General features: G+C 67.3%; 26 protein-coding genes. 13 read left to right on the top strand and 13 right to left on the bottom strand.

The annotated features are described in order from the left end of the window. Positions 1-41 precede the first annotated feature (41 nt). Positions 42-1,964, top strand: coding sequence for a 1-deoxy-D-xylulose-5-phosphate synthase (gene dxs / locus ILP92_RS15150; protein ID WP_214650064.1), 1,923 nt, complete (start codon positions 42-44; stop codon positions 1,962-1,964). On the opposite strand, the gene ILP92_RS15145 is transcribed toward dxs, so the two are convergent. The 6 genes from ILP92_RS15145 to ILP92_RS15120 all read right to left on the bottom strand — a co-directional run bounded on the left by ILP92_RS15145 (position 1,961) and on the right by ILP92_RS15120 (position 7,176). Further along, a complete protein-coding gene (locus ILP92_RS15145; RefSeq protein ID WP_198917256.1) occupies positions 1,961-2,758 on the bottom strand; it encodes an ion transporter in 798 nt (265 codons plus the stop codon). The genes dxs and ILP92_RS15145 overlap by 4 nt on opposite strands. A 39-nt stretch (positions 2,759-2,797) precedes the next feature. Continuing rightward, positions 2,798-4,132 (bottom strand): TrkH family potassium uptake protein, encoded by a 1,335-nt coding sequence (locus ILP92_RS15140; RefSeq protein ID WP_368667904.1) that lies wholly within the window; start codon positions 4,130-4,132, stop codon positions 2,798-2,800. Next, on the bottom strand, positions 4,129-4,788 hold the full coding sequence (locus ILP92_RS15135) for a potassium channel family protein (RefSeq protein ID WP_198917255.1): 660 nt from the start codon (positions 4,786-4,788) through the stop codon (positions 4,129-4,131). Before ILP92_RS15135 ends, ILP92_RS15140 begins: the two co-directional genes overlap by 4 nt. A gap of 92 nt (positions 4,789-4,880) precedes the next feature. Beyond that, a complete protein-coding gene (locus tag ILP92_RS15130) occupies positions 4,881-5,735 on the bottom strand; it encodes an SDR family oxidoreductase (RefSeq protein ID WP_368667903.1) in 855 nt (284 codons plus the stop codon). Beyond that, positions 5,732-6,151, bottom strand: a complete 420-nt coding sequence (locus ILP92_RS15125; protein WP_198917254.1) for a DUF1810 domain-containing protein — start codon at positions 6,149-6,151, stop codon at positions 5,732-5,734. The genes ILP92_RS15130 and ILP92_RS15125 overlap by 4 nt, the downstream gene beginning before the upstream one ends. A gap of 41 nt (positions 6,152-6,192) precedes the next feature. Continuing rightward, a complete protein-coding gene (locus ILP92_RS15120) occupies positions 6,193-7,176 on the bottom strand; it encodes a DNA topoisomerase IB (RefSeq protein ID WP_198917253.1) in 984 nt (327 codons plus the stop codon). Positions 7,177-7,279: 103 nt separating this feature from the next. Here ILP92_RS15120 and ILP92_RS15115 point away from each other — a divergent pair, with 103 nt between their 5' ends. The 7 genes from ILP92_RS15115 (at position 7,280) to ILP92_RS15085 (ending at position 13,791) form a co-directional block, all read left to right on the top strand. Next, complete coding sequence (locus ILP92_RS15115) at positions 7,280-8,761, top strand: AMP nucleosidase (RefSeq protein ID WP_198917252.1); 1,482 nt, start codon at positions 7,280-7,282, stop codon at positions 8,759-8,761. Beyond that, positions 8,758-9,621 carry a DMT family transporter gene (locus tag ILP92_RS15110; protein ID WP_198917251.1) on the top strand — a complete coding sequence of 288 codons (864 nt, stop codon included), beginning with the start codon at positions 8,758-8,760 and terminating at the stop codon, positions 9,619-9,621. Before ILP92_RS15115 ends, ILP92_RS15110 begins: the two co-directional genes overlap by 4 nt. 138 nt (positions 9,622-9,759) lie before the next feature. Beyond that, positions 9,760-10,050 carry an HU family DNA-binding protein gene (locus ILP92_RS15105; RefSeq protein ID WP_198917250.1) on the top strand — a complete coding sequence of 97 codons (291 nt, stop codon included), beginning with the start codon at positions 9,760-9,762 and terminating at the stop codon, positions 10,048-10,050. Positions 10,051-10,186: 136 nt separating this feature from the next. Then, positions 10,187-10,927, top strand: a complete 741-nt coding sequence (gene mtgA, locus ILP92_RS15100) for a monofunctional biosynthetic peptidoglycan transglycosylase (RefSeq protein WP_198917249.1) — start codon at positions 10,187-10,189, stop codon at positions 10,925-10,927. 82 nt (positions 10,928-11,009) lie between these two features. Continuing rightward, positions 11,010-11,675: an FtsZ-binding protein FzlA gene (fzlA, locus tag ILP92_RS15095; protein ID WP_198917317.1), complete on the top strand. Its 666-nt coding sequence runs from the start codon at positions 11,010-11,012 to the stop codon at positions 11,673-11,675. Further along, the gene (gene queG, locus ILP92_RS15090; RefSeq protein WP_198917248.1) at positions 11,675-12,754 is read left to right on the top strand and encodes a tRNA epoxyqueuosine(34) reductase QueG; all 1,080 of its coding nucleotides are present in this window, start codon (positions 11,675-11,677) and stop codon (positions 12,752-12,754) included. The genes fzlA and queG overlap by 1 nt, the downstream gene beginning before the upstream one ends. A gap of 29 nt (positions 12,755-12,783) precedes the next feature. Continuing rightward, entirely contained in the window at positions 12,784-13,791 is a 1,008-nt protein-coding gene (locus ILP92_RS15085; protein WP_198917247.1) for an App1 family protein phosphatidate phosphatase, read from the top strand. Here ILP92_RS15085 and ILP92_RS15080 read toward each other — a convergent pair. Then, on the bottom strand, positions 13,788-14,642 hold the full coding sequence (locus ILP92_RS15080; RefSeq protein ID WP_198917246.1) for a zinc-ribbon domain-containing protein: 855 nt from the start codon (positions 14,640-14,642) through the stop codon (positions 13,788-13,790). The two genes, ILP92_RS15085 and ILP92_RS15080, sit on opposite strands and share 4 nt — an antisense overlap. Before the next feature lie 151 nt (positions 14,643-14,793). Here ILP92_RS15080 and ILP92_RS15075 point away from each other — a divergent pair, with 151 nt between their 5' ends. The 4 genes from ILP92_RS15075 (at position 14,794) to ILP92_RS15060 (ending at position 18,206) form a co-directional block, all read left to right on the top strand. Further along, a complete protein-coding gene (locus ILP92_RS15075) occupies positions 14,794-15,471 on the top strand; it encodes a cell division ATP-binding protein FtsE (protein WP_198917245.1) in 678 nt (225 codons plus the stop codon). Continuing rightward, complete coding sequence (locus ILP92_RS15070) at positions 15,468-16,370, top strand: cell division protein FtsX (RefSeq protein ID WP_438361558.1); 903 nt, start codon at positions 15,468-15,470, stop codon at positions 16,368-16,370. The genes ILP92_RS15075 and ILP92_RS15070 overlap by 4 nt, the downstream gene beginning before the upstream one ends. Then, positions 16,367-17,101, top strand: coding sequence for a lysophospholipid acyltransferase family protein (locus ILP92_RS15065; RefSeq protein ID WP_198917244.1), 735 nt, complete (start codon positions 16,367-16,369; stop codon positions 17,099-17,101). Before ILP92_RS15070 ends, ILP92_RS15065 begins: the two co-directional genes overlap by 4 nt. A 166-nt stretch (positions 17,102-17,267) precedes the next feature. Continuing rightward, a complete protein-coding gene (locus ILP92_RS15060; RefSeq protein WP_198917243.1) occupies positions 17,268-18,206 on the top strand; it encodes a 2-hydroxyacid dehydrogenase in 939 nt (312 codons plus the stop codon). On the opposite strand, the gene ILP92_RS15055 is transcribed toward ILP92_RS15060, so the two are convergent. From ILP92_RS15055 to ILP92_RS15030, 6 genes are all read right to left on the bottom strand, one after another. Then, on the bottom strand, positions 18,203-19,120 hold the full coding sequence (locus ILP92_RS15055; protein WP_198917242.1) for a DMT family transporter: 918 nt from the start codon (positions 19,118-19,120) through the stop codon (positions 18,203-18,205). The genes ILP92_RS15060 and ILP92_RS15055 overlap by 4 nt on opposite strands. Then, complete coding sequence (locus ILP92_RS15050) at positions 19,120-19,845, bottom strand: SDR family oxidoreductase (RefSeq protein WP_198917241.1); 726 nt, start codon at positions 19,843-19,845, stop codon at positions 19,120-19,122. Before ILP92_RS15050 ends, ILP92_RS15055 begins: the two co-directional genes overlap by 1 nt. Before the next feature lies 1 nt (position 19,846). After that, positions 19,847-20,734, bottom strand: a complete 888-nt coding sequence (locus tag ILP92_RS15045) for an NAD(P)-dependent oxidoreductase (RefSeq protein WP_198917240.1) — start codon at positions 20,732-20,734, stop codon at positions 19,847-19,849. 12 nt (positions 20,735-20,746) lie between these two features. Then, positions 20,747-22,342 (bottom strand): TRAP transporter large permease, encoded by a 1,596-nt coding sequence (locus ILP92_RS15040; RefSeq protein ID WP_198917239.1) that lies wholly within the window; start codon positions 22,340-22,342, stop codon positions 20,747-20,749. Continuing rightward, positions 22,342-23,148, bottom strand: a complete 807-nt coding sequence (locus ILP92_RS15035) for a TRAP transporter small permease subunit (RefSeq protein ID WP_198917238.1) — start codon at positions 23,146-23,148, stop codon at positions 22,342-22,344. The genes ILP92_RS15040 and ILP92_RS15035 overlap by 1 nt, the downstream gene beginning before the upstream one ends. A gap of 98 nt (positions 23,149-23,246) precedes the next feature. Continuing rightward, entirely contained in the window at positions 23,247-24,266 is a 1,020-nt protein-coding gene (locus ILP92_RS15030; RefSeq protein ID WP_198917237.1) for a TRAP transporter substrate-binding protein, read from the bottom strand. 202 nt (positions 24,267-24,468) lie between these two features. Here ILP92_RS15030 and ILP92_RS15025 point away from each other — a divergent pair, with 202 nt between their 5' ends. Continuing rightward, positions 24,469-25,119, top strand: a complete 651-nt coding sequence (locus tag ILP92_RS15025; protein ID WP_198917236.1) for a GntR family transcriptional regulator — start codon at positions 24,469-24,471, stop codon at positions 25,117-25,119. The last annotated feature ends 30 nt before the right edge of the window (positions 25,120-25,149 follow it).

Raw genomic sequence — 25,149 nt, 5'->3', positions numbered from 1 at the left:
GCGAGCCGCGCTAGGTAGGGGCGTCTAGAAAAGGTTACATCATGGCCAAGCCCAGCACGCCCACGCTCGACCGCGTTCAAAGCCCCGCCGATTTGCGCACCATGAGCGATGCCGATCTTCGCCGTGTCGCCGACGAGCTTCGGGCCGAGACGATCGACGCCGTCAGCCACACCGGCGGCCACCTGGGCGCGGGCCTTGGCGTGGTCGAGCTGACCGTCGCCATCCACGCGATCTTCGACACCCCGCGCGACCGGCTTGTCTGGGACGTGTCGCACCAGTGCTATCCGCACAAGATACTGACCGGCCGCCGTGACCGCATCCGCACCCTGCGCCAGAAGGACGGGCTGAGCGGGTTCACCAAGCGCTCGGAATCGCCCTATGACCCGTTCGGCGCGGCCCATAGCTCGACCTCGATCAGCGCGGCGCTGGGCTTTTCGGTGGCGCGCGACCTGGGCGGCGCGCCCGACCCGGCGCTGGGCGACGCCATCGCGGTGATCGGCGACGGCGCCATGAGTGCGGGCCAGGCCTACGAGGCGCTCAACAACGCGGGTCATCTGAAAAAGCGGCTGTTCGTGATCCTGAACGACAACGAGATGTCCATCGCGCCGCCCGTCGGCGCCATGTCGTCCTACCTGTCGCGGCTTTACGCGGGCGATCCGTTCCAGCAATTCGCGGCGGCGGCGAAGGGGGCGGTGTCGATGCTGCCCCAGCCGTTCCAGGAAGGCGCGCGTCGCGCCCGGGACCTGCTGAAGCATTCGGTCGTCGGCGGCACGCTGTTCGAAGAGCTCGGGTTTTCCTATCTCGGGCCCATCGACGGACACGATCTGGACCAGCTGCTGCCGGTCCTGCGGACCGTGCGGGCCCGCGCGGATGGTCCGGTGCTAATCCACGTGGTCACCAAGAAGGGCAAGGGCTACGCGCCCGCCGAGAACGCCCTCGACAAGGGGCACGGCGTCGGGAAGTTCGACGTCATCACCGGCGCGCAGCAGAAGGCGAAATCCAACGCGCCGTCCTATACCAGCGTGTTCGCCAAGTCGCTTCTGGAAGAAGCCGCGCGCGACGATCGCGTCTGCGCCGTGACCGCCGCCATGCCCGACGGCACTGGCCTGAACCTGTTCGCCGAGCGCTACCCGTCGCGCACCTTCGACGTGGGCATCGCCGAGCAGCACGGCGTCACCTTCTCGGGCGGGCTGGCGGCGGGCGGCATGAAGCCCTTCTGCGCGATCTATTCGACCTTCCTGCAGCGTGGCTATGACCAGGTGGTGCACGACATCGCGCTGCAACGCCTGCCCGTGCGGTTCGCCATCGATCGCGCGGGGCTGGTGGGGGCCGACGGCGCGACCCATGCGGGCGCCTTCGACATTGCGTATCTTGCCAACCTGCCCGGCTTCACCGTCATGGCCGCCGCGGACGAGGCGGAACTGAAACACATGGTCGCCACCGCCGTCGCCCATGACGAAGGGCCCATCGCCTTTCGCTTTCCGCGCGGCGAGGGCACCGGCGTCGAGATGCCCGAGCGCGGGCAGGTGCTGGAAATCGGCAAGGGCCGCATGATCCGCGAAGGCAAGGGCGTGGCCCTGCTGAACTTCGGCGCGCGCCTGAAAGAGATCGAAGAGGCGGTCGAAAACCTGTCGGCGCGGGGCATCACGCCCACCGTCGCGGATGCCCGCTTCGCCAAGCCGCTGGACCGAGAGCTGATCCTGCGGCTCGCCGCCGAGCACGATGCGCTGATCACCATCGAGGAAGGCAGCATCGGCGGTTTCGGCAGCCACGTGGCGCAGCTTCTGGCGGATGAAGGCGTGTTCGACGCGGGGCTGATCTTCCGGTCCATGGTCCTGCCCGACATCTTCATCGACCAAGCCAGCCCGAGGGACATGTACGAGGTCGCCGGCCTGAACGCGGAAGACATCGAGGCCAAGGTGCTGTCGGTGATGGGCGTCGAAAGCCTGGGCAAGCGGGCCTAGTCGCGCCGCTCCAGCCGGCGCTCGATCTCCCGCAGCCGTAGGAGCACCTCGTCGCGGAACACGTCCGTGGCGGCGTTCGTCTCTTCGGCGTGGGCGTCCTGCATCGAGTTCACGATCAGGCCCACCAGCAGGTTCACCACCGCGAAGGTCGTGACCATGATGAACGGCACGAAGAAGGCCCAGGCATAGGGATAGACGTCCATGACCGGGCGCACGATGCCCATGGACCACGATTCCAGCGTCATGATCTGGAAGAGCGAATAGGCGCTGCGCCCCAGGTCGCCGAACCATTCGGGGAAGGCCGCGCCGAACAGCTTCGTCGCCATGACCGCGCCGATATAGAAGATCAGCGCCATCAGCAGGAACACGCTGCCCATCCCCGGCAATGCCGTCACGAAGCCCTCGACCACCCGGCGCAGGCGCGGCGCGGCCGAGATGACGCGCAGCACCCGCAGGATCCTGAGCGCCCGCAGCACCGACAGGCCCTGTCCCGCCGGGAAGAGCGCGATGCCGACGATGGCCGCGTCGAACACGTTCCAGCCGGACCGGAAGAAGGCCAGCCGATAGGCGACCAGCTTGGCCGCGATCTCGGCCACGAAGATCGCAAGGCACGCGGTGTCGAGCGCCACGATCAGCGGCCCGGCGGCGGCCATGATGCGAGGCGATGTCTCGAGCCCCAAAAGCACCGCGTTGAACAGGATCACCGCGATGATGGCATCGCGGGTGCGCGGACGCTCGAGGAAGTCCTGAAGCCGTGTGCGCGGCGCCGCCGTGTCTGTCTGAAGGCTGGTCATGGGGCGACATATGGGCCGGGCCGCACCGCGCGGCAAGGCTCAGCCCAGGTAGATCTCGCCGGCCGGGTATTTCACCCGCGGCACCGCGCGCGTCGCCAGGAAGAAGCCCAGCGCCAGCGGACCCACCCGGCCCGCGAACATGAGCACCATGATGACGGCGCGGCCCCAGCCATCCAGCTCGAGCGTCGCGCCCATGGACAGGCCCACGGTGCCGAAGGCTGATGCGACCTCGAAGACCAGCGGCAGGAAGTCGATGTCGTTGGTGATGGTCAGGGCGAAGAGCACGCCGAACATCAGGATGGCGCTGACCGTCACCAGGGCCAGCACCTTCAGCACCTCGTCGGTGCCCAGCGAGCGGCCGAAGGCGGTCAGCTGGCGGCGGCGGCGGAAGAAGGCGACCACGCCCAGCAGCAGCACGATGGCCGTCGTCACCTTGATCCCGCCCGCGGTCGACGCAGGGCCGCCGCCCACCACCATCAGCCCGATGGTCATCAGCGCGGTGCTGTCGCGCATGGCGGTGGTGTCGATGGTGTTGAACCCGGCGGTGCGCGGCGTCACGGCCTGGAACCAGCTTGCCAGCACCCGCTCGTGGACCGAGCCGAAACCGCCCAGCGTGGCGGGGTTGGTCCATTCCAGCAGGCCGAACAGCAGCCAGCTGCCCGCGATCAGCACCGCCGTGCCGCTGAGCATCAGCTTGGAATGCAGCGACAGGGGCGACCACTCGCGCTTGCGCAGCAGCTCCGAGATCACGACGAACCCCAGCCCCGATATGATGAACATCAGCGTGATCGCCACGTTCACCGACACATCTCCCGCGTAGCCCATGAGCGAATCGGGAAAGGTCGAGAATCCTGCGTTGTTGAAGGCCGACACCGAATGGAAGATCGCGTGCCATATGCCCATGGCCCAGCCCTCGCGCGGGACCAGGTCGAAGGCCAGCACGACGGCGCCCGCCGCCTCGACCACGATCGCGACGCTGAAGATCAGCCGCACCAGCGGACCCAGCCCGCTGATCGAGGTCTGGTTGACCTCTTCGCGCAGCACCATCCGCGACGGCATCCCGACGGGAAGGCCCAGCGCCGACAGCAGCAGCACCGCGAAGGCCATCAGCCCCAATCCGCCCAGCTGGATCAGCAGCGCCAGCACCACCTGACCGAAGATCGTGAAGGCCGACCCGGTATCGACCACGATCAGCCCAGTCACCGTCACCGCCGAGACCGACGTGAACAGCGCGTCGTCGAAGCCGACCCCGCCGTGATGCGAGATCGGCAGCCACAGAACCACCGCGCCCAGGCTGATGAAGATCGCGTAAAGCGCCGTCAGAAGGCCCGGCGGCGGCAGCGATTTCAGCCAGCGCCGCAGTCCGGTCTTCACAGGCTCGACGTGAAGGCGCGCAGGTCGGCCCTTCGTCCCAGAAGCATGATCCGGTCTTCCTGCTCGAGCGTGATGTCGTCGCCGTCGCGGCCCAGGAAATCGGTGCCGCGCATGACGCCGACGCAGCGCAGATCGAACTTGCCCAGCTTCAGAGCGGCCAGCTTGCGGCCGTTCAGCTCCTCGGGCGCGGTCAGGTTGACGACGTAATAGCCGTTGCCCAGCCGCACGAAGTCGCGCACCAGCGGGTTGTGCAGCATTTGCGCCACCTGCACGCCCACGTCGACCTCGGGGTGGATGACGCGGCTGACGCCCAGTCGCGACAGGATGCGGTGATGGGTCTTCGACGTGGCCTTGGCCCAGATGTCCTCGACGCCGATCAGCTTGAGGTTCATGGTCGCCAGCACGCTGGCTTCCAGCGAACTGCCCATGGCGATCAGCGCGGTGGTGCAGTCTTCGAGCCCGGCGTCGCGCAGCGCTTCCTCGTCGCGCGCGTCGAGGATCAGCGCCTGGTCCAGCGTTTCGGCCAGGCCTGCGACCTTGGTTTCGTCGCGGTCGATGCCGATCACGTAATTGTCGAAGCGGGCCAGTTCCTTGGCGACCGTCGCGCCGAAATTGCCCAGACCGATGACGGCGAAGGTGCCGTGCGTGTTGCTCATACTCGTGCCGTTCGCGAAAGGGCGGACGGATCGCCAGCCGCCATGCAGGTACCTATGGTCTGCGCCCGCCGTTTCCAGCGGGCCGGTCGGGATTATTCGCGCGCCAGCAGGTCCGCCAGCCCGCTGCGGTAGTCGGGAAAGCGCAGCCTGACACCCAGCTCGTCCTTCAGCAGGTCGTTCCGCACGCGCTTGCTTTCGGCATAGAAGCTGCGCGCCATGGGCGACATCTCGGCGGTCTCGAAATCCACCTTCGGCGGGCGCGGCACGCCCAGCAGGTCGGCGGCGTGGGCCAGCACGTCCTCGGGCGGGGCGGGGTCGTCGTCGCAGACGTTGTAGATGGCACCGGGATGGGGCCGGTCGATCGACGCCGCGAGCACCTGGGCGATGTCCTCGACATGGATGCGGCTGAACACCTGGCCCTGCTTGACGATGCGCCGGGCAGTGCCGTTGCGCACCTTCTCGAAGGGACCGCGGCCGGGGCCGTAGATGCCCGCCAGGCGGAAGATATGCAGCGGCAGTCCGGTGTCGCGCGCCAGCGCCTGCCACGCGGCCTCGGCCCGGACCCGCGCCGCGCCGCGCCGCGTGGACGGGGTCAGCGGCGTCGCCTCGTCCACCCAGCCGCCGTCATGGTCGCCATAGACGCCGGTGGTCGACAGATAGCCCACCCAGAGCAGCCGGGGCGCGGCCTGCGCGATCTGCGGGCCCACCGCCTGCAAGACCGGGTCGCCACCCTCGTCCGGGCCCGCCGAGATCAGCAGATGCGTCGCGCGCGCCAGCTCGGGGCCGATGTCGCTGCCGGGAAAGATCAGCGGGGTCACGCCCGTCTCGGCGATCTCGCGCGCCTTGTCGTGCGAGCGCGTCGTGCCCGTCACCCGCCACCCCTCGGCCAGCAGCAGCGGCGCCAGCGCGCGGGCCGAATAGCCGTGGCCGAAGGACAAAAGGTTCACAACAGCGCCTCGGTCCGCGGGCAGGGGCCGTCGAAATAGGCGTCCAGCGCGCGCTGGAAGATGATCGGGGCATCCGGCACGCGGGCGAACAGCGTGGCCGAGCTGCGCAGCTTGGCCGCGTCGATCTTGCCGAAGATGTCCACCGGATCGGCCCGGGGGTGATGCGCCAGAAGCGTGTCGAACATCTCGACCAGCCGCAGACCCAGAACGGGATGCGCCAGGTAACGCGTGGCCTCGTCCAGGTCCGCGATGCCGTAATACTCGGCGCGAAGCGAGCGCCCGAGCCCGCGTAGCTGCGGGAAGATGAACCACATCCAGTGCGAGGTCTTGCGCCCGCGCGTCACCTCGTCCTTCGCCTGGGCGTAGGTGGCGTCCTGCGCGGCTATGAAACGGTCCAGACCGCCTGCGTCATCCATGGGGGCAAGCCTATCACCGGCGCTGTCGGGGGAAAGCGCAATCAACGCTTCAGCAATTCCAGCACCGCGCGTTCGGGGATGCGCAGGCCGCGCCGTTCGGGGGCGCGATCGGCGAATTGGGCACGCTCGGACAGGGGCGCGTCCTTCAGGGCGATCACGTCGGGGTGGATGTAGCTGTTGCGCGCGATGGTGGCGGTGTTGCCCAGGGTCTTTGCCGCGGCCTCCGCCATCGCCTTGATGGTCAGATCCTCGTCGGACAGCGCCACGTCCATCGCCGCCACCGTGCCGTTCCACGTGCGGAAGGTCTTGGCGGTGAAGGCGTCGTCACCGGTGACTTCCGCCAGCAGGTCGTTCACCTGGCTCGACGACACCTCGTGCGCGGCGCCGTCGTCGTCCATCCAGGTCACCAGCGTCGCCCCCGGCAGATCGTCGAGCTGGTGCAGCACCTGCGCCAGCCGCTTGTCGCGCAGCTTGCGGGTGATCTTCTTGCCGCCCTTGCCCTTGTAGTTCAGCTCCAGCGCGTCGGGGCTGAGGGCCACGTGCCGCGGGCGCAGGGTCGTCGCACCGTAGGTGCCGTTTTCCTCGGCGTAGTCGCGGTTGCCCACGCGCAAGCTCAGCCGGTCGATCATCGCCAGCACCGCCGCGGTGGCCAGGGCACGGTCGCCCGCCTCGCCGCGCAGGTCGCGGCTGATGCGGCGGCGGATCGACGGCAGCGCGTCACCGAACGCGGCCAGGTCGTCGTATTTCTGCCGCGCGCGGAAGGCGGTCCAGTCTTCGTGATAGCGGTATTGCTTGCGGTCCCGCTCGTCGCGCCCCGTGGCCTGCAGGTGGCCGTCCGGGCGCGGGCTCATCCACACGTGCTGGTAGGCGGGGGGAACGGCCATCGCGTCCAGCCGCTTGCGCTCGGCCCGGTCGTCGATGCGGGTGCCGTCGGGCGCGGTATAGGACCAGCCGCGGCCCGCCCGCTTGCGGGTGATGCCGGGATGGGTATCGGGATAATAGACGAGGTTCGGGGCGGCGAGCATGACAGCCCGGAAACGCGGGTGCTGCGACCGGGGTTCCGCTGCGTTGTCTTGTGAGCGTCATACCTTTTCGCTAAGCCCGCGTCATCGCCTTGGAGCCTGCGCCATGACCCATCCGCAAAGCCTGCCCATCGTCAGCCCCGAGGCGCATCAGCACCAGTCGTTCCGCGATCCCGACCAGGCCGTGGCCCGCCTGCGCGAGCTTTACGCGCAATCCACCGCTTTCTTGTGCGAGAAGTTCGTCGAGACGCTGAAGGGCGGCATGCCCACGACGCGGTTCCGGGCCTTCTATCCCGAGATCCGGCTGACCACGACCAGCTTCGCCACGACCGACAGCCGCCTGAGCTTCGGGCACGTGGCCGAGCCCGGCATCTATTCGACGACGATCACCCGGCCCGACCTGTTCGCGGCCTATCTTGAACAGCAGCTGCGCTTCTTGCTGGACAACCAGAAAGTCCCGGTCACGATCGGCCCGTCCGACACGCCCATGCCCGTCCATTTCGCGGTGGCGAGCGATCCCGACCTGACCGTGCCGCAGGATGGCGTGATGGATTTCACGCTGCGCGACGTGTTCGACGTGCCCGATCTGGGCATCACCCACGATGCCATCGTCAACGGCCAGGGCTTCAAGTTCGAAGACGGCTCGCGCCCGCTGGCGCCGTTCACGGCGCAGCGCGTCGATTATTCGCTGGCCCGCCTGTCGCATTATACCGCGACGGACGCGGATCACTTCCAGAATCACGTCCTGTTCACCAACTACCAGTTCTACATCGAAGAGTTCGAGGCCTATGCCCGCTCTGCGCTGCGCGATCCCGACAGCGGCTATACCGCCTTCGTGGGGCCCGGGAACGTGGTCATCACGGACCCCGACGCGCCCATGCAGCCGCCCGCCAAGCTGCCGCAGATGCCCACCTATCACCTGATCCGCGACGGCGGGACGGGCATCACGATGGTCAATATCGGCATTGGCCCGTCCAACGCGAAGACCGCCACCGACCATATCGCCGTGCTGCGGCCCCATGCGTGGCTGATGGTGGGCCATTGCGCGGGGCTGCGCAATTCGCAGCGGCTGGGCGACTTCGTGCTGGCCCATGCCTATCTGCGCGAGGATCACGTGCTGGACGACGACCTGCCGGTCTGGGTGCCGATCCCGGCGCTGGCCGAAGTGCAGATCGCGCTGGAAGACGCGGTCGAGCAGATCACCGAGCTGGAAGGCTACGAGCTGAAGCGCATCATGCGCACGGGCACGGTGGCCACGATCGACAATCGCAACTGGGAGCTGCGAGAGAATTCGGGCCCCGTGCAGCGGCTCAGCCAATCGCGCGCGGTGGCGCTGGACATGGAAAGTGCCACCATCGCCGCCAACGGCTTTCGCTTCCGGGTGCCCTACGGCACGCTTCTTTGCGTCAGCGACAAGCCGCTCCACGGCGAGTTGAAACTGCCCGGCATGGCGTCGGATTTCTACAAGACGCAAGTGGCGCGCCACCTGCTGATCGGCGTGCGCGCCATGGAGATCATCCGCGAGATGCCGCTGGCCCGCATCCATTCGCGCAAGCTGCGCAGCTTCGAGGAAACCGCGTTCCTGTGAGCACGCCCGCGTCCCGCCAGAACCTGGTCGCCGCGGCGATCATGGTGGCGGGGATGTCGCTCATCCCGGTGGGCGACGCGTTCAACAAGGCCGCCGCGCTGTCGTCCAGCCACGGCGCGGTGACGCTGGCCTGGTGGCGCTTCGTGGTCGGCACGGGCTTGGTGCTGCCGCTGGCGCTGGGCTTCGCGCGCAGCTGGCAGCCATCGCGCGCGTTCCTGATCGCGGTGGGCCTGCGCGGCGTGCTGATCGCGGGCGGGATCAGCTGCATCACCCAGGCGCTGACGACGGTGCCGCTGGCCGACGCGTTCGGCGCCTTCTTCATCGCGCCCTTCGTGTCGCTTGCGCTGGCGCGCCTGGTGCTGGGCGAGGATGTGCGCCGCGTCGACTGGGCCGCCGTGGCGCTGGGCTTCGCGGGCGTGCTGCTGGTCGTGCGGCCGGGCTTCGGCATGGAGCCGGGGATCGGCTGGGCGCTGCTGGCGGGCTGTTTTTACGGCAGCTACATCACCACCACGCGGGCGACGGCGCAGACCGGGCAGCCGCTGTCGCAATTGGGCGGACAGCTGCTGGTGGGCCTTGTGGTGCTGGCGCCGCTGGCCCTGTTCGATCCGGTGCCGGTCTGGCCGCAGGTGCCGGGCCTGCTGTTCGGATCGGGCTTTGCGTCGGGGGCGGGCAACCTTCTGGCGATCATCGCGCTGGGACTGGGCTCGACCGCGCTTCTGGCGCCCCTGATCTACAGCCAATTGGCCGTGGCGGCGGCCCTGAGCATCTGGATTTTCGGCACGCCGATTCCGCTGATGGCGGCCTTCGGGATGGTCCTGATCGTGCTGGCGGGGCTCAGTCGGGTGGTTTCGCGCCGATAAGCCAAGGAAAAAAGGGGTTCTGCGGCTTTTTTCGTCTAGTTTGTCTTGACCTGCTGTCCACTAGGCGTTGTGGTATGTCCCAAGGATGGTGCGACAGGCGTGCCATGCTGCCAAGAAGCCTATCGAGGAGACAGAACAATGGCGACGAAACCGATGACCAAGACGCAGCTGGTTGCTGCACTGGCCGAAAAGATGGACAGCGACAAGAAGGGCGCCGCCGAAGCCCTGGACGCGATCACCAGCGTCATCACCGAAGAAGTGTCCGGCGGCGGTGCCGTCACCCTGCCCGGCGTCGGCAAGATCTACTGCCGCGAGCGGCCCGAGCGCATGGTGCGCAACCCCGCCACCGGCGAGCAGATCAAGAAGGACGCCGACAAGGTGGTGAAGATGACCATCGCCAAGGCGCTGAAGGACAGCGTCAACGGCTGATTCAAGAATGCGAGGGGCGCTGCCCCTCGCGCTCCCCGAGGTATTTCGGGAAAGATGAAGGGGCGGGCCGTTGGGCGCGCCCTTTTTCACGTGTCCCCGCTTGACGGACTGCCCGGGCCGGGGCCAAAGGAGCGCCATGGCACCGAAGGCGAAGACGAAGGGAAAGTCCCGCAAGGCACCGCAGGCGGCGTCGCGATGGGGGCGCCCGCGGCCCATCCGCTGGCTTGCGCGCTGGACCGCGCGGGGGCTGCTGGCGGCGGTGGCGATCCTGCTGCTGGCGGTGGCGTGCTTCGCCGTCTTCGATCCGCCCTCGACCCCCTACATGCGCGCCGAGGCGCGGCGGCTGGGCCAGGTCGACCACGAATGGGTGCCGCTGGCGCAGATGGCGCCGATCATGGCGCGCGCGGCGGTGGCGGCCGAGGACGCGAATTTCTGCACCCATTGGGGCTTCGACATCACCGCCATCCGCGACGCGATCACCGACGGCGGCGCGCGCGGGGCGTCGACGATCAGCCAGCAGGTCGTCAAGAACGTCTATCTCTGGCAGGGGCGTTCATGGCTGCGCAAGGCGCTGGAGGCCGTCATCACCCCCGTGGTCGAGATGGTCTGGTCGAAACGGCGGATCCTGGAAGTGTATCTGAACGTGGCCGAGTTCGGTGAAGGCGTCTTCGGGGTGGACGCGGCCGCCTATCGCTATTTCCGCGTCACCCCGGCCGAGCTGACGGCGACGCAGGCGACGCGGCTGGCGGCGATCCTGCCCGCGCCCAAGGACCGATCGGCGTCGAACCCGTCGGCCTTCGTCCAGCGCCGTGCGCGCGCGATCCGTGACGGGGCGGCCACCATCGACGCCGACGGGCGGGCGGATTGCTTCCAATAGCGGACGGCCCACTCACCGACCCTTGATGCGTGACCCCAGACGCGGCATTGAAGGAATGTTTTCCAGCCAGAAGGCCTGCGCCATGTACCGCCTGTTCCACGTTCCGCTGTCGCCTTTCTGCCGCAAGGTTCGGTTGGTCCTGGCCGAGAAGAAGCTCGAGGTGGAACTGGTCGAGGAGCGCTACTGGGAAAAGGACAGCGACTTCATGCGGCGCAACCCGGCCGGCAAGGTCCCGGTGCTGAAGACCGATCTGGGTCACATGAGCGAATCCACCGCGATCTGCGAATACCTGGAAGAGATCCACCCCGAGATCCCGCTGATGCCCAGCCTGCCCGAGCACCGCTACGAGGTGCGCCGCCTGGTGGGGTGGTTCGACGACAAGTTTTTCAACGAGGTGACGTCGAAGCTGCTCTACGAGCGGGTCAACAAGAAGATGATGGGGCAGGGCTATCCCGAGAGCGGCGCGGTGAAATCCGGCGCACGGGCCATCAAGTTCCACCTGGACTACATGGCGTGGCTGCTGGATCAGCGGCGCTGGCTGGCAGGCGACCAGATGACCCTTGCCGATTTCGCGGCCGCGGCGCACCTGTCGTCGCTGGATTACATCTCGGACGTGGATTGGCGCCGGTCCGAGACGGTCAAGGACTGGTACGCCAAGATCAAGTCGCGTCCCGCCTTCCGCTCGATCCTGGCCGACCAAGTGCCGGGCTTTCCGCCGCCCGCGCATTACTCCGACCTGGATTTCTGATGGCGGGCCGCCCGCAGAGGTATTTGAAGACCAGTGATGAGGGGGGCGCGGCGCTGAAGGCGGCGCTGGAGCGCTTTGCGATCGAGGCCGGTTTCGTGAAGATGGGCGTCTGCCGTCCCGATGCGATCCCCGACGCGGCGGAGAGGCTGCGCGCTTTCGTGGAGGCCGACCACCACGGACAGATGGGCTGGATGGCCGAGCGGATGGCGTGGCGCGGCGATCCCACCGCGCTGTGGCCCGAGGCGCGATCGGTGGTGATGCTGGCCGAAAGCTATACCCCCGCGCATGATCCGCTGGACGATGTGGGGCTGAAGGACCGGGGCGCGGTCAGCGTCTATGCCCAGGGGCGCGATTACCACGATGTCGTCAAGAAGCGGCTGAAGCGGGTCGGGCGCTGGTTGCTGGACCGGGCGGGCGCGGGCGCAGAGATCAAGGTGTTCGTGGATACAGCGCCCGTGATGGAGAAGCCGCTGGCCCAGGCCGCGGGGCTGGGCTGGCAGGGCAAGCACACCAACCTGCTGGGCCGCGACCTGGGCAACTGGGTGTTCCTGGGCGCGATCTTTACGACCATTGCGCTGCCGCCCGACGCGCCCGAGGCCGAGCATTGCGGATCGTGTCGCAAGTGCCTGGACGTCTGCCCCACCGACGCCTTCCCCGCGCCGTTCCGGCTGGATGCGCGGCGCTGCATTTCCTACCTGACCATCGAGCATCGCGGCCCGGTGGACCTGGACCTGCGCGCGGGGCTCGGCAACCGGATCTACGGCTGCGACGATTGCCTGGCCGTCTGCCCCTGGAACAAGTTCGCCACCGCCGCGCGCGACATGCGCCTGGCTACGCAGCCCGGCCGGCGGGCGCCCGAGCTGGCCGCGCTGGCCCGCCTGGACGATGCGGGGTTCCGCGCGATGTTCGCGGGCTCGCCCATCAAGCGCATCGGGCGCGACCGGCTGGTGCGCAACGTGTGCTACGCCATCGGCAATTCCGGGCTGCCCGAGTTGGCGAAACATGTGGCCCCGCTGACACAGGACGGGGATCCTGCGGTTGCCGACGCGGCGCGCTGGGCTAGGCTGCGACTGGCCTGAAGCTGACCGGGGGGATTTCAGTGGCGCAGTTGGGATTACTGCACAGAACGGCCATCCGTGCCGAGCGCTGGTTCGACCGTGTGCGGCCGCGCAAGCGGCCCGAGCGTCCCGTTCTCGATGCCTATCGCGGCTACGCCCAGCCCGGCGGTGTGGTGCTGCGCGGGCGGGTCCTGGCGAGCCTGAGGCGCACCACGCCCGATCCGGGCCAGAGCCGCTGGCAGAACATGCGCGAAATGCTGTCGCTGTTCCTGACCGACGAGGTCGCCCATGTCGACGTCACAGCCCCCGGCCACGACATCACCGTGCAAAGCGACGAAGAAGGCTACATCACGGTGGAAGTGCCCGTCGCGGATCCCAAGCCCGGCTGGTACGATGTCGCGCTCGAGATCGCGGGCGATCCGGACAGCCGCAAGATCTTCCGCGCCATGATCCCGTCGCCCGACGCGCGGCTGGGTGTGGTGTCGGATATCGACGACACGATGATGCATACCGGCGCCTATTCGCTGGCGCGCAACCTCTGGACGACCTTCACCGGCTCGGCCACGTCGCGGCGGGTGTTCCCGGATTCCATCGTGCTGATGGACCACCTGTCCAATCACGGGCGCAACCCGATCTTCTTCGTCAGCTCGAGCCCGTGGAACCTGCACGCGTTCCTCGAGCGCGTGTTCGACCGGGCGGGCCTTGCCGCGGGGCCGATGTTCCTGCGGGACCTCGGGATCAGCGAGACGCAGTTCATCTCGGGCACCCATGGCGATCACAAGGGCAGCGCCATCGACCGAATCCTGAACGCGAACCCGGATCTGCCCTTCATCCTGATCGGCGATACCGGCCAGCACGATGCCGAGGTCTATCTGGAGGCGTGCCACCGCCACGGCGGGCGCATCCCCGCGGTGATCCTGCGCGAGCCGGGGCCCGGCCCGGACGATGCGAGTCGCGCGGCCATGGCGGCGATCCGCAGGCTGGGGGTCATCGTGGCGCATGGGTCGGATTTCGGCCACGTGGCCGAAGAGCTGCGCAAGGCGGGCGTGACGCTCTAGTTGTCCGTCGCGCCGATGATCGCTTCCGAGGCCGAGATCAGCCAGCCGTCCAGCGTTGCGCGGAAGGTGTTCACGGCCTCCACGTAGCTGGCCAGCGTCGGCTCAAGAGTGGGGATCGCGTCAGCGATTTGGGGCGCCAGCAGATAGACCGCCATGACGATGGCGGTCAGGGCCAGCACCACCGAGAAGCCGATGCGAAAGCCGCTGCCCGATGGGGGCAGGGGCGCGCGGTCGTCGTCGTAATCGTCCGCGGGATCGGCGCCTTTCTGGCGCTCGGACGTGGCGGTCAGGGTCGAGTTGATCTGGTCGATATCGGGCAGAAGATCGCCCCGCGACGAGGCGGCGATGGCCGCCGCACTGCGCGCGGCGTCGGGGTCGGGGCGCGACACCTTGGCCCGGCTTTGCGCCGGGACTTCGTCCGGCGGCGGGCTTTCGCTGGGCGCCGGTGCCTGGGGTGCGGCCGCGCCTTTATCGGTCTTTTCGCCTTCGGGGAAACGGTCTGGCAGGTCCTGCAGGCCCTTGGGCTCGGAGCTTTCTTCCGGGGTCAGACCCAACTCGGTCTGCTCTGCGACGGGGGCCTGGGCGGCGGCGCGGCGCTGCGCGGCCTCGCGCTCGGCCTCTTCGCGCAGGATCTGCTTGGTCTTGGCGTCGAGCTCGCGGCGGGGCGGGCGCTTGTCCAGGCTCTCGCCCGCGGTCGCACCGGCGTCGTCGGCCGACGCGGTCAGCGCCTCGGCGTGATCCTCGTACCAGGTATGCCCGCAGTTCGAGCATTGTACGTCGCGACCACCCTCCGGGATCAACGAGTCGTCGATCTCGTATTGCGCTGCGCAATTCGGGCAAATAAGCCGCATTCGTATTTCCTGTCCCGCTCCAGCCTTTTCGGCTTTCTCTACCCTCGCCCGAATTGTTAACTGTTCGCTGTCACTTTTCAAACACTTTGCGGCGGAACGGCCCGCTATGCCATGGGGCGTGACGTCAATGGCGCAATCGGAGGGGTCCCCCGTGATCGAGTTGTCGCAGGTGAGCTATGGCTATGATGGCCGGGCTCTGCTGAACGATCTGAGCCTGACGCTGTCGCCGGGATCCTTTCATTTCCTGACCGGACCTTCCGGGGCGGGCAAGACGACCCTGTTGAAATTGTGCTATCTTGAGCTGGCCCCGACCCAAGGGCGGGTCACCGCGTTCGGCAAGCCTGCCGACCAGTTGGGCCGCGACGGAATAGCGCAGGTCAGGCGGCGCGTGGGCGTGGTGCACCAGGATTGCGGCTTCCTGGACCACCTGCCGCTGATCGAGAACCTGACGCTGCCGCTGGCGGCATCGGGCCAGGACACGGCCGAGTTCGCCGAGGATCTGCGCGCGTTGCTGGCCTGGGTCGGGCTGGAACAGCGCGCCACGGCGCTGCCGCCCGAGCTGTCGGGCGGCGAGCGCCAGCGCGCGGCACTTGCCCGCGCGCTGATCCTGTCGCCGGACGTGATCCTGGCGGACGAGCCGACAGGCAACGTGGACTGGGAGATGTCGCTCAGGCTGCTGTCGCTACTGGTCGAGCTGAACAAGATGGGCAAGGCGGTGCTGATCGCCACCCATGATCTGAACCTGATCCGGCAGGCCAAGTCGCAAGTCGCCGCCCGCGTGCTGCGCCTGCGCGGCGGCCAGCTGGATGTGGCGGGGGCCGATCTGTGACCCGTCTGCGACAGCTTGCGTCTTTGCTGAAGGGCGATCCCAGCGCCGACCGGATCGTGCCCCCAACGGGGTTCACCGCGCAGCTGACCGTGTTCACCGCCGCCGCCATGGCCTTCCTGGGCGTCTTCGCGCTGGCGCTGTCGCTGGCCACCGCGCGGCTGGCAGATCGCTGGGGGCAGGCGCTGGCGCAAAGCTCGACCATCCGCATCTCGGCCCCGGCCGACCAGCGCCAGGCCCAGACCGACGCGGTGCTGCGCATCCTGTCCGAAACGCCCGGCGTCGCCTCGTCGCGCGCCCTGAGCGACGCGGAACAGCGCGCGCTTCTCGCGCCGTGGTTCGGCCCAGAATTGCCGGTCGAAACCCTGCCGATCCCGCAACTGGTCGAGGTGATCGAGGAAGGGCGTGGCTACGATGCCGAGGGCCTGCGCCTGCGCCTGCAGGCCGAAGCGCCCGGCGCGGTCGTCGACGACCATACCCGCTGGCGCCGTCCGCTGATCCGCGCCGCCGAGCGGCTGAACCTGCTGGCCCTGGGCGCCTTGACGCTGATCGTCCTGACCATGGCGGCGATGATCACGCTGGCCGCCAGCACGGCGCTTGCCGCCAATAGGCAGGTGATGACGGTGCTGCGTCTGGTGGGCGCGCGCGATATCTTCATCGCCCGCGCCTTTGTGCGCCGCTTCACGCTGCGCGCGTCCATGGGGGCGGCCATCGGCACCGCGCTGGCGGTGCTGTTCATCGCGCTGATGCCGCGCGCCGACGCCGCCGGAGGGTTCCTGACCGACCTTGCCTTTTCGGGGGCGGGCTGGCTGCTGCCCTTGCTGATCGTCCCGCTAGCTGCTTTCATCGCCTTCTGGGCCACGCGCCACGCCGCCTTGCGCGCGTTGAAGGAGATCCCATGAAACCGCTGCAATTCGTCCGGTCGCTGGCCTTCAACACCCAGATGTACATCGCCATGGCCGTCATCGGCATCGGCTATCTGCCCTATGCCGCGATCCATCCGCAGGGCGCCCGCAAGGCCTGCAAGGCCTATTGCCGCTGGGTGATCTGGACCGCGTCCTGGATGGTCGGTCTGAAATCCGAAGTGCGCGGTCCGGTGCCCACCGACCAGGTCATGGTCGCCGCCAAGCACCAGTCGTTCCTGGACATCATCCTGATCTTCAACGCCGTGCCGCGCGGCAAATTCATCATGAAACGCGAATTGATGTATGCCCCGATCCTGGGCTTCTACGCCTACCGGATCGGCTGCGTCTTCGTGAACCGCGGCAAGCGCGGCAAGGCCATCGGCAAGATGGTCAGGGACGTGAAGTCAGGCTCCGCCAAGCCCGGCCAGCTGTGCATCTATCCGCAAGGCACGCGCATCGCGCCCGGCGTGGCCGCGCCCTACAAGATCGGGACCCACGTGCTTTACGACCAGCTGGAACAGCCCTGCGTGCCGGTGGCCTGCAACGTGGGCGTATTCTGGGAAAAGCGCGGCGTGATGCGCCATCCCGGCACCGCGATCGTCGAATTCCTTGACCCGATCCGGCCGGGACTGAGCCGCACCGACTTCATGAAACGGCTCGAAGACGCCATCGAGCAGCGCTCGAACGCGCTGAACGAAGAAGCCGGGTTCAAACGGATCGAGGCCTGAGCCCCACGGGAAAGGTCGCGGCCCGGGTCTCTTCGGGTTGACGCGATAGCGCACCCGCAGCGCACGGCGCCCCCCCGGGCCCGGATGGCGCGTTTTGGCATACCATCCAACCGCTTGCCCGGTTACGCTGCTCTCGACCGCAGGACTCTTTGCAGGAGCAGACCCCATGACCAAGACCCTTGCCATCGGCGGCTACATGAAGATCGACGAACAGGCGTTGCGCACCGATCTGGACGCCGTGATGGCGTCTTCGCTGGACAGCGCGCTGGCCCTGGACGACGCCGAACGCGATCAGATCTCGGCCATCGCCTATATGGGCCACGCCGCGTTCGGACCCGAGCAGATGGACGCCTTCCCGAACCTCGGCCTGATCGCCAATTTCGGCGTGGGCTATGACGCGATCGACGTGGCGGCCGCAACCGCGCGCGACATCGCAGTGACGAACACGCCCGACGTGCTGAACGACGACGTGGCCGACCTGGCGGTGGCGATGCTGCTCATGCAGGGGCGGCGGATGCGGCAGGGCGACGCCCATGTGCGCTCGGGCGCGTGGGCCGAAGGCGAAAGCTTTCCGCTGAACCGCAAGATGAGCGGCGGCAAGGCGGGTATCCTCGGGCTGGGCCGCATCGGCCACGAGATCGCCGAACGGCTGGAGGCGTTCAAGATGGACGTGCATTACTGGTCGCGCTCGGAAAAGGACACGCCGGGTTGGGATTACCACGCCGATCCGGTCGACCTGGCGCGGGCGGTGGATTTTCTTGTGGTGTCGCTGGTGGGCGGCCCCGAGACCGAGAACATGGTCGATGCCCGTATCTTGGAGGCGCTGGGCGAGAACGGCGTTCTGATCAACATCTCGCGCGGCTCGACGGTGGACGAGGGCGCGCTGCTCGACGCGCTGGAAGCGGGCAAGCTGGCGGGCGCGGGCCTGGACGTGTTCGAGGGCGAGCCGAAGGTGAACCCGCGCTTCCACGCGCTCGACAATGTGGTTCTGCAACCCCACCAGGGATCGGGGACGGTGGCGACGCGGGCCGCGATGGGCCAGCTTCAGCGCGACAACATCGCGGCGTTCCTGGCCGGGCGCGATCTGCTGACGCGGGTGAACTAGACGCGGCGTCGGCCCCGGCTTTCACGGCGCCAGATATATAGCCCCGCAGCGATGATGATCAGCCCGCCCGCGAGGGTCCAGATGGTCGGATAGACCCCGAAGACGACGATCGACGCGATGGCTGCCAGGACGATCTGGATATAGATCATGGGCGCCAGGATCGACGCATCGGCCAGCCGGTGGGCGTAGGTGGCGCAGATATGGCTGGTGCCGCCGAACAGACCGATCAGCACCAGAACGGCATATCCCGCGGGGCTGTCCGGCCAGGTCCAGACCGACCACACGAACGGGGTCAGCACCAGTGTCGCCAGCCCCGACGCCCAGATCTGCGCCGTGGCGTTGCTTTCGATGCCTGCCAGCATCCGCGTCAGGATGAAATAGAGCGACGCCAGCATCATGGCGAGCAGGTTCAGAAGCATCGCCGGGTGAAACTCGGCGCCCCAGGGCTGCATCACCACCAGCACGCCCAGGAACCCCACGCAGACGGCGACCAGCCGGTGGATGCCCACCCGCTCGCCCAGGATCGGGATCGCCAGCAGCGTCACCGCGATGGGCCCCGAGAACATGATCGTCGTCGTGACGGTCAGCGGCAGGTATTGCAGGGCGGTGAAGTTGCACACCGTGCTGCCCATCAGGAACATGGCGCGCAGCGCCTGCCGCTTCGGCGCGTTCGACCGGACCGCATCCCAGCCCTCGCGCGGCAGGAACAGCAGAAGCGATTGCAGGAAATGAACGGCATAGCGGGCAAAGACCGCCTGGATCGCCGGGATGCCCGCCAGCACCAGCCACTTGGCCGATGTGTCGATGCAGGTAAAGCCAAGCACGGCCAGCGCCATCATGGCGATGCCCAAGCCCAGCCGGTCTTCTCGGGCCGCCACTTCGTGGTGAAGCGGCGGCTGGTGAACGCTTGGCATCAGCCCACGGACCACCCGCCGTCGATCACGTGGGCGTGGCCGGTGGTGAAGGCGCTTTCGTCCGAGCCCAGGTAGATCGCCAGTTTCGCGATTTCCTCGGGCGTGCCGACGCGGCCCATGGGCTGGCGGGCGATGAACTGCTTTTGCGCCGCCTCGTAATCGCCGCTGTCGTGCCAGCGCTGGTGCAGCGACGGGCTGTCCACGGTGCCGGGACAGATGCAGTTGCAGCGCACGCCGGTGGTCACGTAATCCAGCGCCACGGATTTCGTCATGGCGATCACCGCGGCCTTGGTGGTGGCATAGACGAAGCGGTTGGGCGCCGCGATGATCGAGCTGGCCACGCTCGAGATGTTGATGATCGACCCGCCGCCGCGCGCGACCATGCCCGGCAGGGCGGCCTGCATCCCGTGGAACTGGGTGCGGCAGTTCAGGGTCAGCGCGAACTCCCACTGGTCGTCGGTGCAGTCCGCGATGGTGCCGTGGTGCACGAAGCCCGCGCAGTTGACCAGGATGTCGGGTGCTGCGTCCACTATGGCCGCCTGCAGCGCCGCCTTGTCGGTGGCGTCCAGCGCGAAGGCCTGGGCCGTGCCGATATCCGCCAGAAGATCGCCGTTCAGGTCGGTGGCGACCACATGCGCCCCTTCCGCGGCCATGCCGGTGGCGATGGCCCGGCCGATGCCTTGCCCCGCCGCGGTGACGAAGGCGCGTTTGCCCTGCAGCCTCATGTCATGCATCCCCAAGGTTGCGGGTCATCCAGTCGACCATTTCCGGCACGTTCAGGTCGCCCGAGCCGCTGTCGCGCGCGGCGCGCAGCGTGGCATCGGCGCAATCGGCCATGCGCGACGTGACGCCGAAGTTGCGGGTCATCTCCTTGTAATAGCCCACGTCCTTGGCCGCGTTTTCCACCGAGAAGGCCAGGTCGATCTGCCCGTCCGTGGCGTAGTTCTTGATGAAATCCATCATGCCCGAATGGTTCGGTCCCGCCGCCATCACGTCATAGACCATCTGGCGCGGCACGCCCACGGTGTCCGAGACGGCGAAGACCTCCGCCATGGCCATGGCGGTGGTCATGGCGAAGAAATTGTTCATCAGCTTGATCTTGTGTCCGTTGCCAAGCGCGCCCAGGTGGAAGACGTTTTCGCCCAGGCAGTCGAGCGTGGGCTTGGCGCGCGCGTAGGCGTCCTTGTCGCCCGCGCACATGATGTTCAGCAAACCGTCCACCGCGTGGGCGGGCGTGCGGCCCAGCGGCGCGTCCAGATACGCGGCCCCCTTGGCGGCAAGATCCTTGCCGATGCGCTCGGTCGAGCTGGGCAGGGACGTGCCGAAATCTATCAAGATCTGGCCGTCCTTCGCGCCCGCCAGCACGCCCTCTTCGCCATAGACGCGGGATTCGACATGATCCGATGTGCCCATGCAGAACATCACGATGTCCGACGCCTGCGCCAGTTCGCGGGCCGATGCCGCCTCGGAGCCGCCGCGCGACAGGGCTTCGTCGATGCCGGTGCGGTCGCGGTGGCCCAGCACCATCACGGAATATCCGGCCTTCTGCAGGCATTCGACCATGGCGCGCCCCATGAGGCCGAGGCCGATGAAGCCGATGGTTGGTTTGGTCATGTCGGGGTCTCCTTACAGGAACAGCGTGACGATGGGCGGCCAGATCAGCAACACCGACAGCGCACAGAGCTGCAGTGCGATGAAGGGCAGGAAGCCCTTGAAGATGTCCGTGAGCTCGATTTCGGGCGGCGCCACGGATTTGAGGTAGAACGCCGCCGGGCCGAAGGGCGGCGACAGGAAGCTGACCTGCATGTTCATGCAGAACACCACGCCGAACCAGATCGGGATGTAGCGCGCGTCGATGGACGCCAGGAACCCGATCTCTTCGGGCGGCAGCTTCACCACGATGGGCAGGAACACCGGCATGATCAGCAGCACGATCCCGATCCAGTCCATGAACATGCCCATGATCAGGAAGACGAACATCATGATCAGGATCACGCCCATGGTCGGCACGTCCGCCCCGATGATCAGGTTGGCCACGTAGGTTGGCCCGCCCGCCAGTGTGTAGGCCGCGGCCAGGGCGGCCGCGCCGATGGTGACCCAGATGATCGTGCCGGTGGATTTCAGCGTTCGCATCAGGCTGTCCCAGACGATCATGAACGACATCTCGCGACGGAAGAGGCCGATCACGAACACCGCGATCACGCCCATGCCCGCGGCCTCGGTGATGCCGGTGATGCCGCCGTAGATGCTGCCCAGGACCACGCCGATCACCACGATGGGCGCGATCAGGCCCTTGCCCATGTGCCAGCCCTTCGATGTCCGTTCGCGCCCGACCACCAAGTAGATCGTGGCCAGCGCGATCAGGAAGGCGCCGATGAGGTACGGAAAGTCCGACACCATGCCCAGCAGGATCGGATCCTGCCCGACCCGTACGGCATTGGCGCCCGTGACGGTGAAGAACACCGCCCGCAGGATCAGCACGCCCAGGATCCAGCAGGCCATGCGCGCCAGGAAGCCCAAGAACATCAGCCCCTTTTCGCGGCCCTCGGGATCGTCGGGGTCGGCGGGCGGCAGCGGCGCCAGTGACGGGGTGATGCGGGTGCGCACCACGATGTAGATCAGGAAGAACGACGCCAGCATGAAGCCTGGCAGGAACGACGCGGTGAACAGCGCCTTGATCGAGGTTTCGGTCACCAGGCCATAGAAGATCAGCACGATCGAGGGCGGGATCATGGTCCCCAGCGAGCCCGACGCGCAGATCGTGCCGATGGCCAGGTTCTGGTCGTAGCCCAGCCGCAGCATCTGCGGCAGCGCGATCAGGCCCAGCAGCACGACCTCGCCGCCGATGATGCCCGACATGGCGGCCATGATGACGGCCATGATCGACGTGACCACCGCCAGCCCGCCGCGGGTGCGCGACAGCCAGACGTTCAGCGACGAATACATGTCACGCGCGATGCCGCAGCGTTCCAGCAAGGCGGCCATGAAGATGAAAAGCGGGATCGAGATCAGCACGTAGTTCGTCATCTGCCGGTACACCGCCTGCGCCAGCACCGATAGCGGTCCCCGCCCGAAGGTGCCGAACAGCAGGTCCACGTCGAACTTCAGGATCAGCGTCACCACCGCCAGGAAGGCCGAGGCAAAGCCCAGCGGCATCCCGATGGCCAGCAGCGCGAACATCGCCAGCAGGATGATCAGGCTGAGCGTGCCGATATCGACCATTACTTGTTCTCCAGGCTGCGGCGGATGATTTCGATCTCGGTATCGTCGATGGCATCGGGGCTGTCATAGACGTTTTCCTTCGACCAGTCGGCGATCAGGTTCGACACCGCCTGGATCGCGACCAGCACCATTGACAGCAGCAGCACCGGCTTGATGATGCCGGGGATGGGCGGATCCCAGGCGGTGCCGAAGGTCTCCATCCGCAGGAAGCGGTTCTCGGCGTCGGTGTAGCCGCCCCAGACCAGCGCGAAGACGAAGCCGACGATGAAGAGCACCGACAGGCTGTCCGAGAGCTTCCGCATCCAGCGCGGCATCCGGTCGTAGATCACCGGGATGCGGATGTGGCACCGTTGCTGCATGGCGTATTGGCCCGACAGCAGGAACACGAAGGCCGCGATCCAGAGCGACAGTTCGTTGGCCCAGAGCGTGGGCGCCGAGAAGACGTAGCGCGACACCACCTCGTAGAACATCACGAGCACGATCAGCGCGATCGAGATCATCGCCGCGCGGCTCAGCACCAGCGACACGATGTCGAAGATGCCGTCATTGGGCGGCTCGATATCGCCGCGGAAGTCCGACAGGTAGAGCGACGCGAACAGGATCGCGCCGAACAGGCAGAACAGAGTGAGCTGCACCATCGGCCGTCCGCCGGGGCGGATCATTTCGAACATGGCGATGGCTTCCGGGTCGAGCAGCCGGTTCACGACCAGCCAGACATAGAGCAGCAGCGACGCCGCGGTGAACAGGATCATCAGCAGGCGCACCGGTTTGCGGAAACGGCCCAGCCAGACGGATTTGCCTTCCATGTCAGCCCCCTTGGAGTGGTCGATCGGAATGGGACGAAAAAGGCGGACCCCCGCAGAAGGGGCCCGCCTCAAACCGTTTCAGGCGGTCAGATCAGGCCTTATTCGCTGGAAATCAGGCCCAGGTCGGCAAGATACGCCTTGTGGCTTTCCAGAAGCGCCGAGGCCTCGGGCGACCGGGTGCCCCAGTCTTCCCACGCGACCTGCGCCGCGCGGCGGAACTCGGCGCGGTCCTCGGGCGACCAGTCATAAAGCGACACGCCCTGTTCCTTCAGCTGCGCGGCAGCTTCGGCATTGGCCTTTTCGTTGGACAGCGCGACCTGGAAGGACAGCTTCTGCCACGCGGTGTCGATGATGCGGCGGTGCTGTTCGCTGAGCCCGTCCCACACCGCCTTGTTGCAGGCCAGATGGTCCGACGGCATCGAATGGAAGCCGGGATAGGTCGCGTGCTTGACGATGTCGTAGATCCCGAGGCCCACGTTGTTGGCCAGGCCCGACGCGTCGGCGCCGTCGATGATGCCGGTTTCCAGCGCGGTGAAGATCTCGGTGAAGTCCATGACGATGGGCGACGCGCCGAGCTCTTCGAAGATTTCCGTCTCCATCCCCGGGGGCGAGCGGAACTTCCAGCCCTTCAGATCCTCGAAGCCCGCGATGGGGGTGGAGGATGACAGCGATTCCTGGCCATAGATCGACCAGCCGATCAGCTGCATGCCTTGGGCGTTGTAAAGCTCCTGCGCGGCCGCGTAGCCGTCGCCGTAGTAAAGCCAGCTATATTGCTGCCAGGGCGTGTCGTAGCCGCCCATGATGTCGCCCACGAACTGGAAGGCGGGGTTCTTGCCGGTCTGGTAGGCGCCGCCCGTGGCGTCGCAGTCCAGGATGCCGTTGATCGCGGCGTCGAAGGTTTCCACCGTGGCCACGACGGACGAGGAATAGAACATCTCGACCGCGATATCGCCGCCCGACATGGTCTGGACGTCGTCGATCCACGTGGCCAGCAGCTGGCCGGTGGGATGCTCGGTGGCATAGTGGGTCTGGATGCGCAGCGTCACTTCCTGCGCCATGGCCGATCCGGCCACCAGTGCGCCGGCCGCGGCCGTCATCATCATGGTCTTGAAATTCATGTGTCTTCCTCCCTGGGCGGCTTTTGCGCCGCCGTCGTTTGACTGGCGCTTTTCAGCGTGCGCCGTATGGATGGTATACCATCACCTCGGAACGCTAGCGAATGCCCCTACGGTAATCAACAGGTTTTGGTATACCAAAATCTTCTTGCCGCGGCGCGGCTCGGCGGTCAGCATGGCCGGGAACCCGGAAAGACCCAGCCCCATGGCCGAACATTCCCTGCCCGAGCACATCGCCGACGAGCTGCGCCGCGACATCCTGCGCGGCAAGCTGGTGCCGGGTGCCCAGATCAAGGAACGCGACAACGCGGCCGAGATGGGCGTCAGCCGCACCCCCATGCGCGAGGCGATCCGCATCCTGGCCCAGGAGGGTCTGGTGGTGCTGCGTCCCGCCCGCAGCCCGCTGGTGGCCGACCCGCCCTTCGACGAGATAGCCGACCAGGTCGTGGTGCTTCTGGCGCTGGAAAAGCTGTCGGGCGACCTGGCCTGCCAGCACGCCACGCAGGACGACATGGACCGGGTGCGGGCCGTGGCCGACCGGTTCGAAACCACGTTCTATACCGCCGACCGGCTTGCGTCGTTCGAGACCGACATGGAGTTCCACACCGCCATCGCCGCGGCGTCGCGCAACCGCGCCCTGGCCGAGACGCATCGCGCCTACCTGGCGCGGCTCTGGCGGATCCGCTACCTGACCTCGCGCCGCCGCCGCAACCGCGCGACCGTGCTGGACCAGCACGCCGCCATCCTGGACGCTTTGCTGAAGCGTGATCGGGTTGCGGTGGGCGCGGCGCTGGACACCCACCTGGGCACGCTGACCGAAGACATCCGTCAGCTGTTCATCACCGAAGAAACCTGAAGATCGCGGGCCCGTGGCCCGGAAAGGAAA

Origin of the sequence: Palleronia pontilimi (genome assembly GCF_016412875.1) — a bacterium.
GTDB lineage: Bacteria > Pseudomonadota > Alphaproteobacteria > Rhodobacterales > Rhodobacteraceae > Palleronia > Palleronia pontilimi.
The sequence above is the reverse complement of the archived record's forward strand: the minus strand, read 5'-3'. Positions and strand labels throughout refer to the sequence as shown.

Coding starts and splice junctions, on each gene's coding strand:
- ILP92_RS15040 (WP_198917239.1), bottom strand. CDS start 22,342: ATGGTCGATATCGGCACGCTCAGCCTGATCATCCTGCTGGCGATGTTC.
- ILP92_RS15125 (WP_198917254.1), bottom strand. CDS start 6,151: ATGGATGACGCAGGCGGTCTGGACCGTTTCATAGCCGCGCAGGACGCC.
- dxs (WP_214650064.1), top strand. CDS start 42: ATGGCCAAGCCCAGCACGCCCACGCTCGACCGCGTTCAAAGCCCCGCC.
- ILP92_RS15105 (WP_198917250.1), top strand. CDS start 9,760: ATGGCGACGAAACCGATGACCAAGACGCAGCTGGTTGCTGCACTGGCC.
- ILP92_RS15080 (WP_198917246.1), bottom strand. CDS start 14,642: ATGCGGCTTATTTGCCCGAATTGCGCAGCGCAATACGAGATCGACGAC.
- fzlA (WP_198917317.1), top strand. CDS start 11,010: ATGTACCGCCTGTTCCACGTTCCGCTGTCGCCTTTCTGCCGCAAGGTT.
- ILP92_RS15035 (WP_198917238.1), bottom strand. CDS start 23,148: ATGGAAGGCAAATCCGTCTGGCTGGGCCGTTTCCGCAAACCGGTGCGC.
- ILP92_RS15060 (WP_198917243.1), top strand. CDS start 17,268: ATGACCAAGACCCTTGCCATCGGCGGCTACATGAAGATCGACGAACAG.
- queG (WP_198917248.1), top strand. CDS start 11,675: ATGGCGGGCCGCCCGCAGAGGTATTTGAAGACCAGTGATGAGGGGGGC.
- ILP92_RS15135 (WP_198917255.1), bottom strand. CDS start 4,788: ATGAGCAACACGCACGGCACCTTCGCCGTCATCGGTCTGGGCAATTTC.
- ILP92_RS15145 (WP_198917256.1), bottom strand. CDS start 2,758: ATGACCAGCCTTCAGACAGACACGGCGGCGCCGCGCACACGGCTTCAG.
- ILP92_RS15050 (WP_198917241.1), bottom strand. CDS start 19,845: ATGAGGCTGCAGGGCAAACGCGCCTTCGTCACCGCGGCGGGGCAAGGC.
- ILP92_RS15045 (WP_198917240.1), bottom strand. CDS start 20,734: ATGACCAAACCAACCATCGGCTTCATCGGCCTCGGCCTCATGGGGCGC.
- mtgA (WP_198917249.1), top strand. CDS start 10,187: ATGGCACCGAAGGCGAAGACGAAGGGAAAGTCCCGCAAGGCACCGCAG.
- ILP92_RS15115 (WP_198917252.1), top strand. CDS start 7,280: ATGACCCATCCGCAAAGCCTGCCCATCGTCAGCCCCGAGGCGCATCAG.
- ILP92_RS15025 (WP_198917236.1), top strand. CDS start 24,469: ATGGCCGAACATTCCCTGCCCGAGCACATCGCCGACGAGCTGCGCCGC.
- ILP92_RS15120 (WP_198917253.1), bottom strand. CDS start 7,176: ATGCTCGCCGCCCCGAACCTCGTCTATTATCCCGATACCCATCCCGGC.
- ILP92_RS15055 (WP_198917242.1), bottom strand. CDS start 19,120: ATGCCAAGCGTTCACCAGCCGCCGCTTCACCACGAAGTGGCGGCCCGA.
- ILP92_RS15065 (WP_198917244.1), top strand. CDS start 16,367: ATGAAACCGCTGCAATTCGTCCGGTCGCTGGCCTTCAACACCCAGATG.
- ILP92_RS15030 (WP_198917237.1), bottom strand. CDS start 24,266: ATGAATTTCAAGACCATGATGATGACGGCCGCGGCCGGCGCACTGGTG.